Origin of the sequence: Limisphaera ngatamarikiensis (assembly GCF_011044775.1) — a bacterium.
In the GTDB taxonomy this organism is placed as follows: Bacteria; Verrucomicrobiota; Verrucomicrobiia; order Limisphaerales; family Limisphaeraceae; genus Limisphaera; species Limisphaera ngatamarikiensis.
The window spans coordinates 96,720-114,747 of the sequence record NZ_JAAKYA010000072.1 but is presented as its reverse complement, the minus strand read 5'-3'; the positions used below and the strand labels follow the sequence as shown (position 1 = coordinate 114,747).

Annotated in this window: 12 protein-coding genes; 5 read left to right on the top strand and 7 right to left on the bottom strand. The window is 66.2% G+C overall.

Translation table 11 applies throughout. From position 1 onward, the window contains the following. Positions 1–56: 56 nt before the first annotated feature. The 5 genes from G4L39_RS10825 to G4L39_RS10805 form a co-directional block, all read right to left on the bottom strand. Entirely contained in the window at positions 57–878 is an 822-nt protein-coding gene (locus G4L39_RS10825; protein WP_343203333.1) for an ABC transporter permease, read from the bottom strand. A 61-nt stretch (positions 879–939) separates the two neighbouring features. Next, positions 940–1,320 carry a hypothetical protein gene (locus G4L39_RS10820; RefSeq protein ID WP_165108146.1) on the bottom strand — a complete coding sequence of 127 codons (381 nt, stop codon included), beginning with the start codon at positions 1,318–1,320 and terminating at the stop codon, positions 940–942. Next, positions 1,317–2,117: a 3-methyl-2-oxobutanoate hydroxymethyltransferase gene (gene panB, locus G4L39_RS10815; protein ID WP_165108144.1), complete on the bottom strand. Its 801-nt coding sequence runs from the start codon at positions 2,115–2,117 to the stop codon at positions 1,317–1,319. The genes G4L39_RS10820 and panB overlap by 4 nt, the downstream gene beginning before the upstream one ends. A 29-nt stretch (positions 2,118–2,146) precedes the next feature. Further along, positions 2,147–3,163 carry a D-glycero-beta-D-manno-heptose-7-phosphate kinase gene (gene rfaE1, locus G4L39_RS10810; RefSeq protein WP_165108142.1) on the bottom strand — a complete coding sequence of 339 codons (1,017 nt, stop codon included), beginning with the start codon at positions 3,161–3,163 and terminating at the stop codon, positions 2,147–2,149. A 2-nt stretch (positions 3,164–3,165) separates the two neighbouring features. Continuing rightward, entirely contained in the window at positions 3,166–3,954 is a 789-nt protein-coding gene (locus tag G4L39_RS10805) for a thiazole synthase (RefSeq protein WP_165108140.1), read from the bottom strand. A gap of 128 nt (positions 3,955–4,082) precedes the next feature. Between G4L39_RS10805 and G4L39_RS10800 the strand changes: the two genes are divergently transcribed. The 4 genes from G4L39_RS10800 to G4L39_RS10785 all read left to right on the top strand — a co-directional run bounded on the left by G4L39_RS10800 (position 4,083) and on the right by G4L39_RS10785 (position 7,349). Next, on the top strand, positions 4,083–5,294 hold the full coding sequence (locus G4L39_RS10800; RefSeq protein WP_165108139.1) for an FIST N-terminal domain-containing protein: 1,212 nt from the start codon (positions 4,083–4,085) through the stop codon (positions 5,292–5,294). A gap of 93 nt (positions 5,295–5,387) precedes the next feature. Continuing rightward, positions 5,388–5,720 (top strand): DUF4404 family protein, encoded by a 333-nt coding sequence (locus tag G4L39_RS10795; protein WP_165108137.1) that lies wholly within the window; start codon positions 5,388–5,390, stop codon positions 5,718–5,720. 167 nt (positions 5,721–5,887) lie between these two features. After that, entirely contained in the window at positions 5,888–6,460 is a 573-nt protein-coding gene (locus G4L39_RS10790; protein WP_165108161.1) for an ACT domain-containing protein, read from the top strand. 49 nt (positions 6,461–6,509) lie between these two features. After that, positions 6,510–7,349, top strand: a complete 840-nt coding sequence (locus G4L39_RS10785; RefSeq protein ID WP_165108136.1) for a GDSL-type esterase/lipase family protein — start codon at positions 6,510–6,512, stop codon at positions 7,347–7,349. A gap of 150 nt (positions 7,350–7,499) precedes the next feature. On the opposite strand, the gene G4L39_RS10780 is transcribed toward G4L39_RS10785, so the two are convergent. Both G4L39_RS10780 and G4L39_RS10775 read right to left on the bottom strand, forming a co-directional pair. Continuing rightward, positions 7,500–10,817, bottom strand: coding sequence for a discoidin domain-containing protein (locus G4L39_RS10780; protein ID WP_165108134.1), 3,318 nt, complete (start codon positions 10,815–10,817; stop codon positions 7,500–7,502). Between the two features lie 129 nt (positions 10,818–10,946). Next, positions 10,947–11,720 (bottom strand): nucleotidyltransferase family protein, encoded by a 774-nt coding sequence (locus tag G4L39_RS10775; RefSeq protein WP_205880951.1) that lies wholly within the window; start codon positions 11,718–11,720, stop codon positions 10,947–10,949. Positions 11,721–11,981: 261 nt separating this feature from the next. Between G4L39_RS10775 and G4L39_RS10770 the strand changes: the two genes are divergently transcribed. Further along, positions 11,982–17,984, top strand: coding sequence for a PAS domain S-box protein (locus tag G4L39_RS10770; RefSeq protein WP_165108133.1), 6,003 nt, complete (start codon positions 11,982–11,984; stop codon positions 17,982–17,984). The last annotated feature ends 44 nt before the right edge of the window (positions 17,985–18,028 follow it).

Here is an 18,028-nt window from a genome sequence, read left to right as displayed (position 1 = left end):
GGTTGGGTTGGGGGGTTGGGGTCGGGGCGACGGGTGGGGTGGGCGATTTCATGGTGTCAGCCTCCGAAGGCGGCGTACCGGCGCAGACCGCGATGCCAGGCCCATCGGGCGAGGCACCATGCGACGAGGACCCAGCCGATTTGGAGGGCCAGACCCCGCCATAGATCGGCTCCGGCGGTTTTTCCGAGCCAGATGCTGACGGGGAAGTACAGTTCGTAGAAGAAGGGTGTCCAGGGGAGCAGCCGTTGCAGGGGTTCGGGCAGGATGTCGAGGGGGAATAGGTGACCGCTGGCGATGTATTCGAAGGCGTAGACGATGAAGATGAAGGTGGAGACCTCGAGCACCCAGAAGGCGAGCATGGCCAGGGCGAAGGAGATGAAGAACTGGAGCAGGGCCGTGAGGACCAGGGAGACCAGGAACCAGGCCCATGTGGCCGGGTCGGTGGGCACGTGGAGCGGGATGCGGCTCCACCCGAGGAACAGGAGCAGCGGGACGACGGCCACGGCGGCATAGATCAATCGTCCGGAGGCGAACAGGCACAATCGGTACGCGAGGTAGTCGATGGGTTTGGCCAGGAGATGGTTGATGTTGCCCTCGCGGATGTCGGCGGCGATTTGCCAGTCGTCCTCGGTCACGGCGGTCAATGCGTTGACCCAGGCGGCCACGAGGTAGTAGGCGAGCATTTCAGGCAGGGTATAACCACTGATGGTGGTGCCCTCGGGTTGGCCGGCGTAGATGGTGCGCCAGAGCATGAGCAGGGCGGTGAGCGGGATGAGGCTGAACAACACTCGGGCCAGGAAATTGAACCGGTAGGCCAGTTGGTTCTGGAGACCCAGGGCGAGGACCTGGAGATACTTTCGCATGGCGCTGCTGCTCACGGGTGAAAGGATAGAACCGGGGCGCGCCGGGCGCGAGGGTGGGGCGCCGAGCCGGGCGGTGTTACGGCACGATTTCGACGCGGTCGCCCGGCAGCAGGGCCCAATCCTCCCCGGTCAACAGTCGCGACGGATCGACGGGGATGGTGACGGTGCCGCGGTGGATGAGGATCTGGCGCGGGTCGTTGGCCGGGAGGTATTCGGCTTCGAGGATGGCCCTGGCCAGGGTGAGGCCCCGTCGCCAGTCGAGGACCGGCCATCGGACAGGTCCGACGATCCAGACGACGGGTTCCTGAAGGTTTGGCAGGGCAGGAGGGGTGCCGGTTTCGGCGGTTGGGGTGGGCCGGGCGGGCGGGCCCGGTTTGTGGGCGCAGCCGGGGCCGGTGGCCAGGCAGGCCAGCAGAAGAAAGCCCAGACACCGGCGTGCGGCCGGGGGCAGGGTCATGAGCCGCCGGGGGTTGAGGAGCGGGGCGCGCGATGTTGGAGCTGTTGCTGCCATTGGCGCGCGGTTTCGGTCATGAGCCGGCCCAGCTCGGCCATGGGCCGGGCGTGTCGGAGCCGGACCCAGGGGAGCAGGCCCATGAGATCGTGGGTGACCAGGATTTGGCCGTCGCAATCGGGACCGGATCCGATGCCGATGGTGGGGATGGGGATGTGCCGTGTGATTTCGGCGGCGACGGCCGGGGTTACCAGTTCCAGGACGATGGCGAAGGCGCCGGCCCCGGCAAGGGCCTCGGCATCGGCCAGCAGGCGTTGTCGTTCCGATTCGGTGCGGCCCTTGATGTGGTAACCGCCCTCGATGTGGACCGACTGGGGGAGCATGCCCAGGTGCCCGAGGTACGGGATGCCGGCCTGGACGATGGCCCGGACCTGGGGGAGGATGTCGCGGCCGCCCTCGGCCTTGACGGCTTCGGCGCCGGCGTCGAGCAGGCGCCGTGCGCTGGCGAGGGCCTGTTCCGGTGTATCATAGGTGTGTGCCGGCAGGTCGGCGACCAACAGGGCACGTGGCCGGGCACGGGCTGCGGCGCGGACGTGATGTTCCATGTCTTCCAGGGTGACGCCGGTGGTGTCGGGCAGGCCGAGCACGACCATGCCGAGCGAGTCACCGACCAGGAGGAGGGGGATGCCGGCCTCGTCGAGCAGGCGGGTCGTGGGATAGTCGTAGGTGGTGAGGGCGGCGATGGGTTCGCCGCGTTGTTTCATGGATCGGATGTGGTCGGGTGTGATTTTGGTGTCGGCCATGGCGGTTTGAACGAGGGTGCGGGCCCGGCTCAGCCCGGGGTGAGGCTGGCGAGGATTTCGTCGGGCGAGGCGGTGGCGGTACCGAACTTGCCCACGACGATACCGGCGGCGTGGTTGGCGAAGGCGGCTGCTTCGGTGGGGCTGGCGCCAGCGACCACGGCCAGGGTGAAGGCGGCGATGACGGTGTCGCCGGCGCCGGAGACGTCGAAGACCTCGCGGGCGACGGTGGGGATGTGGAGGGGCGACTCTTGTCGGCGGCAGAGGAGCATGCCCTGTTCGCCGAGTGTGATCAGCAGGAGGGCCGGCTGGAATTGTTGCATGAGCCGGGCGGCGGTTTCGCGGAGTTGGGGGTCCTGGAGGGGGTCCGGGGTGCGGTGGGTGTCCCTGAGGCCGGCCAGTTCGAAGGCCTCGCGCCGGTTGGGGGTGAGCAGGGAGAGGCCGGTCAGGTCCAGGGAGTGGACCGGTTTGGGATCGAGGCTGAGCCACACGCCGTGGCGGCGGCAGAGGGGTTTGAGGCGGGCGAGCAACTCATCGGTGACGATTCCCTTGGCGTAGTCGGCCACGATGACGGCGTCGGCTTGCGGGATGGCGCGGGCGAGGCGTTGGAGGAGTTGGTGGGCGGTGGCGGGTTCGAGCGGGCCGTTGCTTTCGCGGTCGAGCCGGACGACCTGTTGTTTTTGGGCGACGATGCGGGTTTTGACGCTGGTGCAGCGGCCGGGCAGGTGGAGGAGGCCGCGGCAACCGATGTGGTGTTGCCGGAGCAGGAGCTGCAACTGGCGTGCCTCCGGGTCGGTGCCCACTGCGCCAAAGAGCTGGACGGTGCAACCGAGGGCGGCGAGGTTACGGGCCACATTGGCGGCGCCGCCGGGCATGAAACTCTCGCGTTCGAACTCGACGACGGGGACGGGCGCTTCCGGGGAGATCCGGGACACGTGTCCCCAGATGAAACGGTCGAGCATGACATCGCCCACGACCAGGATGTTCCGCTGGCGGGCGGTCCGGAGCAGGGTCCGGGCGCGTTGGCGGCTCAGGAGCGGGGGGCGCATGGTCAACCGAGGAAGGCCGTGAGCGGGCTGGTGGGGCTGGCTTCCCACTGGGCGGGGGCCAGGCCGATTTCGTAGGCCATGCGTCCGGCTTCGACGGCGAGTTTGAAGGCCCGGGCCATGCCGCAGGGGTCGGGGGCGACGGCGATGGCGGTGTTGACGAGGACGGCGTCGGCGCCCATTTCCATGGCTTCCGCGGCGTGGCTGGGTGCGCCGAGGCCGGCGTCGACGACGACCGGTACGGTGGCCTGTTCAATGATGATGCGGATCTGGTCGCGGGTTTGGAGGCCGCGGTTGGAGCCGATGGGTGCGCCCAGGGGCATGACGGTGGCGGTACCGATTTCCTGCAGGCGTTTGGCCAGGACGGGATCGGCGTTGATGTAGGGCAGGACGACGAACCCTTCGCGGACGAGGATCTCGGCGGCGCGGAGGGTTTCGATGGGGTCGGGCAGCAGGTAGCGGGGATCGGGATGGATTTCGAGTTTGACCCACCTGGGGAGGCCGGCAGCGGCGGCCAGGCGGGCCAGACGCACGGCTTCCTCGGCATTCATGGCGCCGCTGGTGTTGGGCAGGATGAGGTATCGGTCGGGATCAATGAATTCGAGGATGTTGGCGAAGGGGTCGTGTCGGCCGCTCAGGTCGGCGCGGCGAAGGGCGACGGTCACCATTTCGGCGCCGCTGGCTTCGAGGGCATCGCGCATGAGTTCGGGCGAGGCGAACTTGCCCGTGCCCAGGATCAGGCGCGACCGAAAGGTGCGACCGGCGATAACCAGATTGGATCCGTTACCCGGCATCGTGGTGCAATCTAGGCGGGGAGCCGGGGTGTGTCGAGCCGCTTGGGGATGGAGCGGGCTGCGGGGTGCGGTGGGGTGCGGGCTTGCGCATGGCTTGCTTCCGGGTTCGGGTGCCGTATGTTGCCGGCGTGAGCGGTTGTTATGCAGTGGCAGGTTGGTGGGGTGGGCGGTGGGAGGAAGCGGCGGTGGCCGGGTGGGCTGAAGGGCTCCGGAACCGGCTGGGTCGGCCGGCTTCGCTGGGTTTGTTGTTTGTGACGCCGGGCTGGGCCGATCGGGCGGCGGCGTTGTTGGAGATCTTGCAGTTGCATGCGAGGGTGCCGGTTTTGGCGGGTTGCACCACCAGCACGGTGATTGCGGGGGCGCAGGAGTTTGAGGGTCGGGGTGGGTTTGCGCTGGGCCTGTATGCATTACCGGGATCGGAGGTTCGGGCCTTTCATGTGCGGCAGTTGGATGTGGAACAGGCGACGGAGCCGGCGTGGTGGGAGGCCCGGACGGGTGTGCGGCGGGAGGAGAGCCGGGGCTGGCTGGCGTTCATGGATCCGCTGACGCTGGACGTGGACACCTGGTTGAAGGGATGGAACCGTGCGTATCCGGGCGTGCCGGTGGTGGGGGGTCTGGCCGGGGCGGACATCCGGCGGGACAGCACGCTGTTGTTTTTGAATCAGGAGGTGTTGGAGGAGGGCGGGGTGGTGGTTTCGTTGGCCGGGGAGGTGGAGTTGCTGACCGTGGTGGCGCAGGGGTGCATGCCCATTGGCGAGACGTGGACGCTGACGCGGGTGGAGCAGAATTTGATTCATCAGATTGGGAACCGACCGGCGTACGAGGTGTTGTTGTCCACGGTGGAGAGCCTGCCGGTGGAACAGCAGGAGCGGCTCGGGGGCAACCTGTTCATCGGGTTGGCGGCGGACGAGTACCGGGACGAATTCCGGCAGGGGGATTTTCTGGTGCGGAATTTGTTGGGGGTGGATCCGAACTCGGGTGTGCTGGCGGTGGGGGCGTTGCCGCGTCCGGGTCAGACGGTGCAGTTTCAATGCCGGGATGCGGCGGCGGCGGATGCGGAGTTGCGGAGTTTGCTCGGCCGGGTCAGGGGCCAATTGCAGGATCGCGTGTTGTACGGCGGTTGCCTTTGCGTGTGCAATGGTCGGGGACGCGGGCTGTTCGGGGTTTCGGATCATGATGCGCGAATGGTGCAGGAGGAGCTGGGCCCGATGGGGTTGACGGGTTTGTTTTGCAACGGAGAGATCGGTCCCGTGGGTCGCACCAATCACATTCATGGCTACACGGCTTCGCTGGGCCTGTTGGTGAGCCGGTCGGGCGCACGGAAGGGCCCGGACCGTTGATGGTGCGATCCGGTGTTGCGGGCGCGGCGTTTTGTGGGCGACGCGTCGGTGTGGGAGACTTCCGGCGGAATCCGTGCGGCGGTGGAGGCGACCATGATTGAGGAAACCTTGCGCAAGTTGGAGGAGCGGCTGGGCGGCGCGGAAGGGTTGGACGAGACCCGGAAGCGGGAATTGTTGGCGCTGGTGAATGCGCTGAAGGAGGAGGTTCGGGGCCTGTCGCAGACGCACCGTGAGGAGGCGGGGAGCATTGCGGGGTTTGCTCAGCTGTCGGCCTACGAGGCCACGCGCAAACGTCCCGATCCGGCGCTGGTGGGGCTTTCGCTGGAGGGGCTGAAGCGGGCGGTGGCGGCATTTGAGACGTCGCATCCGCGTCTGGTGCAGACGGTGAATCACATCAGTCAGATTCTCGCCAATTTGGGCATTTGAAGGGCGGGTGGGCGAAGGGGCGGCGGCCATGTTTGGGGATGGTGCGCCGGGGTTGCGGGGATGGCGGGTCGGGGTGAAGAGGGTGCGCAGGGGTGGCGGGTCGGAATGCAGCCTTGTCAGCGACCGGCCTTGGGCCTACCACTGGAGCCGTGCGAGCCCTGTTGGTGATGACGGTGTTGGGGAAGGACCGGCCCGGGTTGGTGGATCGGGTGGCGGAGGTGGTCCGGGGTCATGGGGGGAACTGGCTGGAGAGCCGGATGGCGCGGTTGGGCGGGCAGTTTGCCGGGATTCTGCGGGTGTCGGTGCCGGAGGAACGGCAATCGGAGCTGGAACAGGCGCTGGCCGGTCTTCAACGCGAGGGTCTGAGCGTGGTGGTGCACCGTGACGTGGCGTGGTCGGTGATGGAACCGGGGCGTCCGGCGGTGTTGGAGGTGGTGGGGCAGGACCGACCCGGCATTGTTCGGGAGATTGCGCATGCGTTGGCCGAGGCGGGTGTGAACGTGGAGGAGCTGGAGACGCAATGCCGCAGCGCGGCGATGTCGGGGGAGGCGATTTTCGAGGCGCGGTTTCAGGTGTCGGTGCCGTTGTCGTGCAGCATGGCGGAGCTGCGCCGGCGGATTGAGCAGGTGGCGGAGGACCTGATTGTGGAGGCGGAATTTCGGGAGGAACCGGGGGGCGGGTTGGGGGTTCATCGTTCTTCTGCGCAGGCGGAGCTGCCCGAGGAGACCGGCTCGGACTGAAGGACCGGGCCGGCCCGGAGGGCTGGGCTCTTTCAACGGAGGAATGGCCATGAAAATCATGATTCGTCGTCGAATCCCGCAGGTGCACGGGTTCCGTGCGTGGGTTTGGATTGGCTCGGTTCTGGCGTGGGCGGCTTTGGTGGCGGTGGGCGCCCAGGAGGTGCGCAGTCCGCAACCGGGCCTGGACCGTGCGCCCACCGGGGAGATGTTACCCGGGAAAGGCCCGGTGCAGAAGGGGGATTGGTTTGACAAGGTTTGGGCGCAGCGTCGGGCCGAGTTTCGTGCGCGGCGCGAGGTGGATCGGGGTGCGATCGTTTTTCTGGGGGACTCCATCACGCAAGGATGGAGCGATCTGAGCCGGCGGTTTTCGCAGTGGAAGGTGGCCAATCGGGGGATCAGCGGCGACACCACGCGCGGTGTGTTGTACCGGTTGCAGGAGGATGTGCTGGATCTGGACCCGGCGGCGATCGTGTTGTTGATCGGCACCAACGACATTGGTTTGGGGGCGGATCCCGAGGACGTGGCGGCGAACGTCCGCACGATTCTGGAGCGGTGTCAGAAGGCCAATCCCAAGATGCCCGTGATCGTGTGCAAGGTCATGCCCAGCCACGCCAACCGTCAGCGCCCTGCCGACAAGATCCGGCGGTTGAACGAGTTGGTGGACCAGGTGGTGCGCGACTTTCCGCAGTGCCGGCGATGTGACACCTGGAGTCCCTTTGCGGATGCCGAGGGCAACGCGCGGCCGGAGGAATTTCCGGATTTGCTCCATCCGAATGCGGCCGGGTACGCCAAGTGGGCTGCTGCACTGGAGCCGATTTTGCGCGAGCTGCCGGGCTTGCCCGCGGCATCGGCCGGCCAACAGGTCCAGCCTTCGGGGCAGGCCCGGTGAGTGACTCCTTTTCCGGGGCATGGGCTCGGGACCGTGGCCGGTCCGAGACGGGTGAGGACGAGCCGGGGACCGGTCCCGGTGAAACTTCTGCCTTCCAGCGTCACGGGCACGGTGACCGTGCCGGGCGGGCCATGTGCCGGGGGCTTCGTTTCAGGGGGCCAGGAAGGTGACCTCGGCCACGGAAGCCCAGGGCCCGGCGGCGTGTCCGTCCAGAGCACGCAACCGCAGGGCCCGGACCTCCATGGCCCCGGGCAACCGGATGGTTTTGGGCTCGGCGTTTGCCGGCCATGTCCCTGCAGCGACGGGCCCGGACCAGTCGGTGTTGGTGGTGGTTTGCACGTGGAGTTCCCAGTTTCGGATCCAGCCGTTTCGGTTTCCGTCCTGCCGGGGCCACACGATCAGGCCGGCCAGCCGTTGGGGTTCGGACCATTCGAAGACGAGGTCGTGCGGAAAGGTCGGGGCGTGATCGCCCCAACGAGTGTGCCAGAGCGTGTCCGGGTCCCCGTCCGCGGCCAGGGCGGCCTCGTATCCCGGCTGTTCGCTGGAAGCGGTGATGCGGTCGGGGCTTGGCACGCCGGCGGGGTCGGGTTGGAGGAGTTGTTGGATTTGGTCCGGGGTGAACTCGGTGCGGGGCTGGCACCGGTTGGAGGCGAGGTAACGGGTCAGGCTGACGAGCATTTGTCGGGAGACCGGGTCATCGGCATCCCGGGTAAGGTCGAACCCGCAGATGAGGATGCGGCCCGGACCGACCCGTCCTTCGACGATCAAGGCCAGTGGCCGGGCGGTGAACCAGTCGTCGATGACCCGGACGATGGGGTCGGTGCCGGGTGGGAGCAGGTCGAGTCGGAGCGCGCCGGCGCGGTGGATGAGGTACCACCATTGCCAGTTGCTATGGGTTTCGGTGGGGAAGTCGGCGAGGGCGGGATGGCCGGGGTTGCAGAGGATGCCCAGTGTGGTGGGTGCCTGGCGGCGGGTCCATGCGGTGTTCCAGAAGATGGAGGAGAACCCGAGTTTAACGGGTGCGTCCTCGTAATTGCGGATGCGCCGTGCGGGCAGGGTGAGCAGGACACGGCCTCCGGCGGCGAGTCGGGCGAGGATCGAGTTGTCGAACCGGTTGGTGACCCAGACATTGTCGGGTGGGGATGGCAGGCGGGCCGGGTAAACCCAGACATCCCAGTCATTTTCGGCGCTGACCGTGCGTGCGGGGCGGTGTTCGGGCGTTTCACGGCCGGTGAGGGTTATCACCAAGCGGTATCGGGCCGGGGCGTGGAGGTCGTGGAGGTTCCAGTGGATTTCGCCCAGCGAGGTGCCGTTGCCGATGGGGATGCGGGAGAGGGAACGGTCTTCGCGGAGGACGGTTTTCCCGTTCGGGTCGAGGAGCTTGAATGTGACGCGGGCTTGGGTGAGCGGGGTGGGACCGAAATGCGCCACTTCGCAGGAGGCTTCCAGGGTCTCGGTGGTGGTGAACACGCGTCGGGGCAATCGGGCCAGGGGGACGGTTGGCCCGCAAAACCGGCGGTATTCGGCGGCGCTGACGTAGCCCTTGCTCTCCCAGAACGGATCCAGCACGCCCACCAGGGCGGTGCCCTGACCGGGGAAATCGTGCAGATCGAGCAGGTGAAATCCGCCCATGCCGGGTGTGCGCAGGGCTGATTCGATGTCTTCCTTGTAGCAGAGCACCTGGAGGCGGCCGCTGGCGTGGAGGAAATCGCGGGCGAACCGTTCCAGGCCGTGTGCGCGCAGGCGGTCTTCGAAGATGTCGAAGTTTTTGGCCTTGAGATAGCCCGTGTATTTTCGGCGTTCGTCGAGGTTGGGGTAGGCGCACCATTGACCGATTTCGTGGCTGATGACGGGGACGGGCCGTTGCCGGATGTAGTCGCGGTAGTCGGTGACGGTTTCCGGTGGGCGGGCATTGATTCGGGAGTGGAGGCCGGCGCCCCAGGCTTGGATGCGCGGGTCGGGGGTGACATGGAACTGGTTTTCGGGGATTTGGGGCCAGCCGGAGCCGCTGGTCCAGAGCCGGCGCGGGTCGGTCTCTTTGAAGTGGGCCACGTACCGGCGGAGATAAGCGGCGGCGTTGCGTCCACCGGGCTCGTTTCCATGGGCCATGAAAAGGAAGGAAGGGTGATTGCCGTAGGCCTTGAGGATCCGTTCGGTTTCCTCCCACACCCATGTGTCCACGGGTTTCCCGTCGCCCAGGGTGGTGGATTGGTTGGGCCAACAGGTTTCGACCTGCAGGTAAAACCCGAGTTCGTCGGCGGCGATGAAGGCGGCTTCGGGCGGGCACCAGGAATGGAATCGGAGCAGGTTCAGCCCGTGGTCCCTGGCAATGCGCAGGATGCGTCTCCACTCGGCCGGGTCGGTGGGAGGATGACCTGTTCGGGGGAAAATGGCGCACTCGAGGGTGCCGCGGATGAAGAGCGGTCTACCGTTGAGGAGGAGGCGGGTACCCTCGGTGCCGGGTTCGCGCAATCCAAACCGCGTGGTGTGGGTATGCCTGACGGGGGCGGTCTCGGTCCGGCCTTGGAGGCTGGTTTCGAGTCGGACCAGTGCCGGATGGAATTCATCCCAGAGTGGCGTGTCCGGGGCCAGGGCAAGGTTGAGGTCGCCTGTCCAGCCGGTGCCCTCGAAACTGATGTTGCAGGTGAGCGAGCCGGCGCGGCCGGGTGGGTCTGCGGCGGCGGAGAGTTGGAGTTGTCCTTCGAAGCGGCCGCCGGCGGGGTTGGTGAGCGCGACCTGGACGCGGGCGCTGCGGTTGGAGACCCGCGGATAGACCTGCAGATCTTCGATCCAGACCGGCGGCAGGGCCATTAACCGGATGTATCCCACCACGCCGTTCCAGTTGCCCTGGGTGTGATCGCTGATGGCGTGCGAGTTCTCGCCGATGTCCACGATGCGGCGGTTGTCCACCCGGATGGTGAGGGTGTACCGGCCGGGTTCGAGGAAGCCGAGGTCGTAGGTATGGGGCGTGGCCAGCGAACGGTTGGTGCCGAGCGGACGGTTGTCCAACCAGACGCAGGTTTCCCAGTGGGGTCGCTCCAGTTCCAGGCGGATCCACCGACCCTGCCAGCGGCGCGGGATTTCAATGTCGCGCTGGTACCATGCCGGCCCGGCGTAATAGCGCTCCGGTTGCAACCAGAAGGGGACCTTCACCTGCCCCGGTCGCCGGTACGGTTCATATTCGGGTGCCTCGAACCAGGAACGGTCCACGATCCCGCCGGTCCAGGGCGTATCGGCGCTGATGGGGTCGCCGATACCCTGGCCGGGCAGCGTCCCGGGTAACCGGACGGAGTCGGGCAAGGACCGCCGGTACCATTGTTCAGCCACGCCCACGTCGTTCCGGTCCAGGGCGAATCGCCAGCGCCCGGTCAGGTCGAGGGTGCCGACGTTCGCTCCGACCGTGAGAGGGAGCAGGCCCAATCCCAGGAGTGCGGATGTGACTTGCGATGGCAGGATGTGGCTGGTCATGGGAGGGAAATGATGGGCCGGCAGACCGGCCGGGTTGTAAAGTTAGGGCGCGAGGCGCGGTGGCGGCAAAGTTGTGCGTGTCCGATTGGCATACCGGGGCGGGGACGTTCCCAACATGTCCGACATGTTTCACGGGCTGCCCGGGGCGGGGTTGCGCGGGGTCAGTTGACGGAAGATCCGGTCGGCTTCCTCCAGGGTTTCTCTGGACCCGATGTCGAACCACAGACCGGGGACGCGCCAGGTGTAGAAAGGGATGCGCCGGTACATCCACTGGACGAGTCGGCCGGGCTGGTCGGGGTTGTTGCCCTCGGCCACGTATTGTCGAATCAGGGGCAGGGTGTGGCGCGGGTAGAAGTACAGGGCGATGCCGGTGAGTGTGCTTTGGGGGCGGGCCGGTTTTTCCTCGAAGAAGATGATGCGGCCGTCGGTGTCGGTGGAGATGGCGTTGTAATTCTTGATTTGGTCGAGGTCGCCCACGTCGTAGATGCCCAGCACCGGGGCGTTCCGTTGTCGGCAGTACTCGCCGAAACCGGTCAGGGGCTCGCTGAACAGGTTGTCCCCGGCGACGATGACGAGGTCCTCGTCGAGTGCCCGGGTTTGCAGGACGAAATGGATGTCGCCGATGGCGCCGAGCTTGTTGGTGTCGTCGGTGGAACCGTCGTTGACGATGGTGCAGGGGAACGGTGCGTACCGGCCGTGGGTTCGGGCCCATTCCTCGAACTGGTCGGCGAACCTGGCGTTGGTGACAATGTAGGCGTGGTTGATGTCGCGCAGGGGTGCCAGGGCGGCGAGCACATGGTCCAGCATGGGCTTACCCGCGACAGACAACAACGGCTTGGGCCGGTTCAACGTCAACGGGTAGAGTCGGGTGGCGTACCCGGCTGCCAGTATGATGGACTTCATACAGCCTCATGGAAGGAACGGCGGCGGGTTGGGATCAATCTTAAAAAGCCGGGATTTGCGGGATTGGGTTGTGATTGGGTTGGCCGGCCGGTGGGAATCTGTGGGAGGGTGCGGTGAGATTGCGGGCCGGTCGACGGGAGGTGTTTTCGGTGTTTGTTGCGGGAGTGTGGCCCGGCCGGCGATTTGCCCGGGTCCGGGGGGTGTTGGGCCTTGTCAGGGGCCGGGCCGGCTCATTAGGCTCGTTGGGCTTGCTTACAGCTTATGAAAGCGCCTTTCTGGCTTCGAAGTTCGGCGGCGTTCGTGGCCCTTGCGGTTTTGTTTGCCACCTACTGGCTGCAACGGGAACAAACCCGTGAATTGCGCGCGCGGGCGGAACAGATGCTTGAGAGCATTGCGGAACTGAAGGCTCGCGAGGTGGTGCTGTGGCGGGGCGAACGGTTGGAGGACGGGGAGATTCTGCGTCGTTCGTCCTCGGTGGCCCAGGCGTTTCAAGCATGGCTGAGCGGGCCCGAGCCGGCGCGGGAGTCGGTGCTCCGGCGCAGGGTCGAGCAGCGCATTCCCAACCGACGTTACCACCAGGTATTGCTGACGGATCCGCGCGGGGAGGTCCGCTGGGCCCTGGTGGATCAGCCCGTTCCACTGACACCCGAGTTGCGGGTGGCCCTGACCAATGCCCTGGCGACGGGCGAGGCAACCTTGAGCGATCTGTTTCTGAGTGGGGCGGATCCGGTGCCCCACTTCGCCGTGGTGACCCCGTTGTTTGCGAGTGACGAGGCCGGCGCGGAGGCCGCGGGTGCAGCCGTGTTGATCGGCCGGGTTTATGAGGATCTGGGGCCGACGTTGGCCTTCTGGCCGGTGCCCTCCACCAGCGCGGAGGCGTTGTTGTTGCAGCAGCGGGGCGAGGACGTGGTGATATTGAACGAGACGCGGCATTGGCCGGGCATGGCGTTGCGGCATCGCATCCCGGGCGCGCAGACCGGTTTGGTGGAGGTGCAGGCGGTTTCGGGGCGGCGCGGGATTTTGGAGGGGCCCGATTATCGGGGCGTGCCGGTTGTGGCGGTGGCTTCCGGTGTGCCGGGTTCGTCCTGGGTGTTGTTGACGAAGATGGACGCGGGGGAGGCCTACGCACCGGCGCGACGTCGCGCCTGGACGCTGTGGATCGGGGGGGTGATGGTGGTGACGTTGCTGGGGCTGGGGGTTCGGTTGATCGGGTTGCGGGCCCGGGCGGAAATGTTGCGTCAGAAACTGGCGGCGGAGGCCGAACGCCGTCGTTTGGAGGAGCGGCATCGCATCACCCTGCAGAGCATCGGGGATGCCGTGATTGTGACGGATGCGGAGGGTCGGGTGGAGTTTTTGAATCCCGTGGCGGAGACGCTGACCGGCTGGCCGTTGGCGGAGGCGCGGGGCAAGCCGCTGAGCCGGGTGTTTCACATCGTCAATGAACAGACCCGTGAGCTGGCGGAAAACCCGGTGCAACGGGTGCTGAAGGAGGGGCGCGTGGTGGGGCTGGCCAACCACACGGTATTGATCGCACGGGACGGCCGGGAGTTTCCGATCGCCGACAGCGGCGCGCCGGTTCGGGATGAGGAGGGCCGGATCACCGGCGTGGTGCTGGTGTTTCGGGACCAGACCGACGAACGCAAAGCCCAGCGATTGTTGGCCGAGGCGCTGGCCCTCAATGAAGGGATTGTGGCCACCCTGCGCCACCCGCTGTTGGTGCTGGATGCGCAGGGCCGGATCGTTTCAGTCAACCGGGCGTTCTACACGACGTTCAAGGAACAACCGGGGTCGCTGGAGGGGCGCTCATTGTTTGAGTTGTGGGGCGGTCAGCTCGACCGACCGGACTTTCGACAGTTGATCGAGCGGGTGCTGCACCAGGACAGTTCGGTTGAGGACCATGAGGTCACGGTGACTCTGCCGGGGGGAGAGGAGCGGATTCTGCGGCTGAACGCGCGGCGTTTGTATGGCGAGGCGCGGGCACGCGAGATGATCCTTCTGGCGCTGGAGGATGTGACGGCCCGGGTGCGGGCCGAGCAGGCCTTACAGGAAAGTTATCGGCAGACGAGAACCCTGCAGGCCAATTTGCAGGGCATGGCCTACCGCTGCGCGAATGCGCCGGACTGGCCGATGCTTTTTGTGAGCGAGGGGTGCCGGGAACTGACCGGTTACGAAGCGGATGCCCTGGTCGAAGGGCGCCCGCATTACGGTGACCTGATTGTGCCGGAGGATCGGGAGACGGTGTGGAACGTGGTACAGAACGCCCTGGCGTTGGGCGAGCCCTATGAGCTGACCTACCGTATCCGGCGGGCCGACGGCGAGCTGCGCTGGGTGTGGGAACGCGGGCGCGGGGTGTGGGACGAATCGGGCCAGTTGCGGTTTCTGGAGGGTTTTGTGGCGGATGTGACACCGCAAAAACGGGCCGAGGAAGCGTTGTTCCAGAGCCGCGAACGTTTGCGGGTGACGCTGGAGAGCATTGGTGACGCGGTGCTCAGCACGGACGCCCAGGGCCGTGTCGAATACATGAACCCGGTGGCCGAAGCTCTCACCGGTTGGAACCGGGAAGAGGCGCGGGGCAAAGCGCTGGGTGCGGTGTTCCGGATTGCCAACGAATTCACGCGCCAGCCGGTGGAGAACCCGGTGGACCGTGTATTGCGCGAGGGCAAAACGGTGGGCCTGGCCAATCACACATTGCTCATCCGCAGGGACGGCAGGGAGATACCGATCGCCGACAGTGCCGCACCGATCCGAGATGCCCGGGGCGAACTGACCGGCGTGGTGTTGGTCTTCCGGGATCAGACGGCCGAACGCGAGGCCCGGCGTGCCGTGGAGGAGAGCGAGGCACGGTTCCGCTCCCTTTTCGAAGGCGCCGGTGAAATGATCGCGCTGCACCGGCTGGTGTTCGACGAGAACGGTCGGCCCGTGGATTATCGGCTGCTGGATGTCAATCCGGCGTATGAACGCATCATGGGGCTGAAACGCGAAGCGGTGCGGGGTCGGTTGGCCTCTGAGGTGTACGGCACCGCGCCGGCGCCGTACCTGACGGAGTTTTCTCAGGTGACCCTCACCGGTCGGCCGCTGCGCATGGAGATCTATTGGCCGCCGGTGGACCGGTATTTCGAAGTGTCCGTGGCGCCTTTTGGAAAGGACGGTTTCGCGACGTTGACCACCGACGTCACCGCGCGGCGTCGTGCCGAGGCGGAACTCCGGGAGAGCGAAGAACGGTTCCGCCTGCTGAGCGAGAACGCGCTGGTGGGGGTTTACCTCTTCGATGAGAGTGGCTACCTCTACGTCAACCCGGCCATGGCCGAACTTTTTGGTTACCGGCCGGAGGAACTGGTGGGAAAACTGGGGCCGTTGGACCTCACGCATCCGGAGGATCATCCGCTGGTGCAGGAGAACGTTCGGCGTCGGTTGAGCGGCGAGGTGCGCGAGGTCCGATACCGGTTCCGCGGGCGGCGCAAGGATGGTTCGACCCTTTACGTCGAAGCGCACGGGGTCAGGGTGGAATACCGCGGCCGACCGGCGGTGTTGGGGTCGCTGATCGATGTGACCGAGCGGCAGCGTTGGGAGGAGCAACTGGCCAATGAACGGGCCCTGTTGCGCACGCTGGTGGATCATCTGCCGGTGGCCCTTTACCTGAAGGACACCGAGGGCCGGAAGACCCTGGCCAATCCGGTGGATCTGAAAAACCTGGGCGTGCAAACCGAGGCCGAGGTGTTGGGGAAAACCGATTTCGATTTCTTTCCGCCGGATGAGGCGGCTGCGTTTTGGGAGGACGATCAAAAGGTCCTTCACACGGGCCAGCCGGTGCTCAACCGCGAGGAGCGTCTGACCCGGCCGGACGGCACGGAAATGTGGTTGCTGACATCGAAGGTGCCGTTGCGCGACGCCCAGGGTCGGGTGATCGGTCTGGCCGGTATCGGGCTGGACATTACCGAGCTGAAGCGGGCGCGCGACCTTTTGGCCGCCGAACGGACCCTGATGCGGACGCTGCTGAACACGCTGCCGCTGGCGGTGTACGCCAAGGACATCACCGGCCGGAAGACGCTGACCAATCCGGTGGACCTGAGGTTCATGGGTGCCTCGTCCGAGGAAGAGGTCCTGGGCAAGAGCGATTTCGACTTTTACCCACCGGAACAGGCCGAGGTGTTTGCCGCGGAAGACCGGCAGGTGCTGGAGACGGGGGAACCGATTCTGGGTCGGGAAGACTGCGTTGTGTTGCGGGATGGGCGGCAGGCCTGGTTGCTCACCTACAAGGTACCGATTCGGGATGCCAGGGGACGCATCATCGGCCTGGCCGGCTGCTGTCTGGACGTTACCGACCGCAAGAAGGCCGAGGAGGCCCTCGCCCGTGAACGGGCCCTGCTGCGGACCATTGTCAACACCGTGCCGATGGTGGTGTACGCGAAGGATCTGCAGGGCCGTAAAACGCTGACCAATCCCGAAGACCTCCGCTACATGCGTGCCGGGTCCGAGGAGGAGGTCCTGGGCAAGACCGACTTTGATTTTTATCCGCCCGAACAGGCTGCGCAGTTTGCCGAGGAGGATCGCCGGGTGATTGAGACCGGTCAGCCCCTGCTGAATTACGAGGAACGCGTGGTGCTGCGCGACGGCACCGTGGCATGGAAGATTGCCTCCAAGGTACCGCTGCGGGATGAAACCGGGAAGATCATCGGCCTTTGCGGTTGCGGTCTGGACATCACCGAATGGAAGAAAGCCCAGGAACGGCTTCAGGAACAGGCGGCCCTTCTGGAGGCGGCCAACGACGCCATCCTGGTCTGGACGGTGGATCATGAGATTCGGTACGCCAACGCGTCTGCGGCCCGGTTGTTGGGACGGGATCGGGCGGAACTGGTGGGGCATCGGTTGGAGGAGGTGCCGGAGCTGATCTTTCCCGGCCTGGCCGACGCGGAGCGGCAGGTGCAGGAATCGGGCGAATGGACCGGCGAGATTCGCATCCGCCAGGCCACCGGCGGGGAACGGGTGGCCCTGGTGCGCTGGACGTTGTTGCGGGATCTGCCCGAAGGCCCTCCGCGGGTGCTGGCGATTCTTACCGACATCACCGAGCGCAAGGAGATCGAGGCCCGATTCCTTCATGCCCAGCGGATGCAGGCCATCGGGGCCCTGGCCGGCGGCATTGCCCACGACCTGAACAATCTGCTGGCGCCGATCCTGATGGCGGCCCCGCTGTTGCGGGAGACGACCGAGGACCCCGAAGCGCGGGCGATGCTGGAAACGGTGGAACAGTGCGCGCAACGCGGCGCGGACATCATCCGCCAGCTGCTGACATTCGCCCGGGGCACACCGGGCGCGCGTGTGCCGGTGCCGGTCCGGCATCTGTTGCGCGAGATGGACAAGATCATCCGGGAAACCTTCCCCCGGAACATTCAGTCGGACCTGCATGCGCCGCGTGAATTGTGGTCGGTACTGGGCGATCCCACGCAGTTGCATCAGGCTCTGATGAACCTGTGCGTGAATGCCCGGGACGCCATGCCGCAGGGGGGCACGCTGCGGCTGGCCGCCGAGAACGTGTATGTGGACGAGTCTTATGCGGCGTTTGATGCGAATGCCAAACCCGGGCCGTATGTCTGCATCACCGTGAGCGACACGGGTGTGGGGATACCGCCCGAGATTCGCGACCGCATTTTTGATCCGTTCTTCACCACCAAGGACGTGGGCAAGGGGACCGGTCTGGGGCTGCCCACGGTATTGGGTATCGTGCGCGGTCACAACGGGTTCCTCCGTTTCAAGAGTATCGTGGGGCAGGGCACAACCTTTGAAGTCTATTTGCCGGCCACACAGGTTGAAGCAGCCGAGCCCGCGACGGCGGAACCGGACCTGCCGCCGCGCGCACAAGGCGAGATGATCCTGGTGGTGGACGACGAGGCGGGTGTGCGTGACATGCTGCGCCGGACGCTGGAAAAGCATGGTTACGAGGTGTTGCTGGCCGGTGAAGGTGGCGAGGCGCTGCAACTGTTGGAGCGGTATGCTCACCGGGTTCGGGCAGTCCTGACCGACATGCTCATGCCCGGGATGGACGGGCCGGCCCTGATTCAGGAATTGCATCGGCGGGGAGTGAGCCTGCCCGTGATCGGGATGACCGGTGTGGCGGAGCGGGTGACCGTCGTGCGGCTGGAAGATCTTCGGGTGGAAAGCCTGTTGCGGAAACCGTTTCTGACGCGCGATCTGCTCTGGTTGCTGTATCGCGTCTTGCACCCGGGATCGGGGGGCTCGGAACCGCCGCCCATTCACGCGGCGATTTGACAGGGTCCGGCCCGATTCCGGGAGGGCGACGGTTCACGGTGGGG

What these genes read in the sequence shown, in the direction of transcription:
- G4L39_RS10820 (WP_165108146.1), bottom strand. Translation starts at nt 1,320, where the DNA reads ATGACCCTGCCCCCGGCCGCACGCCGGTGTCTGGGCTTTCTTCTGCTG.
- panB (WP_165108144.1), bottom strand. Translation starts at nt 2,117, where the DNA reads ATGGCCGACACCAAAATCACACCCGACCACATCCGATCCATGAAACAA.
- rfaE1 (WP_165108142.1), bottom strand. Translation starts at nt 3,163, where the DNA reads ATGCGCCCCCCGCTCCTGAGCCGCCAACGCGCCCGGACCCTGCTCCGG.
- G4L39_RS10805 (WP_165108140.1), bottom strand. Translation starts at nt 3,954, where the DNA reads ATGCCGGGTAACGGATCCAATCTGGTTATCGCCGGTCGCACCTTTCGG.
- G4L39_RS10795 (WP_165108137.1), top strand. Translation starts at nt 5,388, where the DNA reads ATGATTGAGGAAACCTTGCGCAAGTTGGAGGAGCGGCTGGGCGGCGCG.
- G4L39_RS10790 (WP_165108161.1), top strand. Translation starts at nt 5,888, where the DNA reads ATGACGGTGTTGGGGAAGGACCGGCCCGGGTTGGTGGATCGGGTGGCG.
- G4L39_RS10785 (WP_165108136.1), top strand. Translation starts at nt 6,510, where the DNA reads ATGAAAATCATGATTCGTCGTCGAATCCCGCAGGTGCACGGGTTCCGT.
- G4L39_RS10780 (WP_165108134.1), bottom strand. Translation starts at nt 10,817, where the DNA reads ATGACCAGCCACATCCTGCCATCGCAAGTCACATCCGCACTCCTGGGA.
- G4L39_RS10775 (WP_205880951.1), bottom strand. Translation starts at nt 11,720, where the DNA reads ATGAAGTCCATCATACTGGCAGCCGGGTACGCCACCCGACTCTACCCG.
- G4L39_RS10770 (WP_165108133.1), top strand. Translation starts at nt 11,982, where the DNA reads ATGAAAGCGCCTTTCTGGCTTCGAAGTTCGGCGGCGTTCGTGGCCCTT.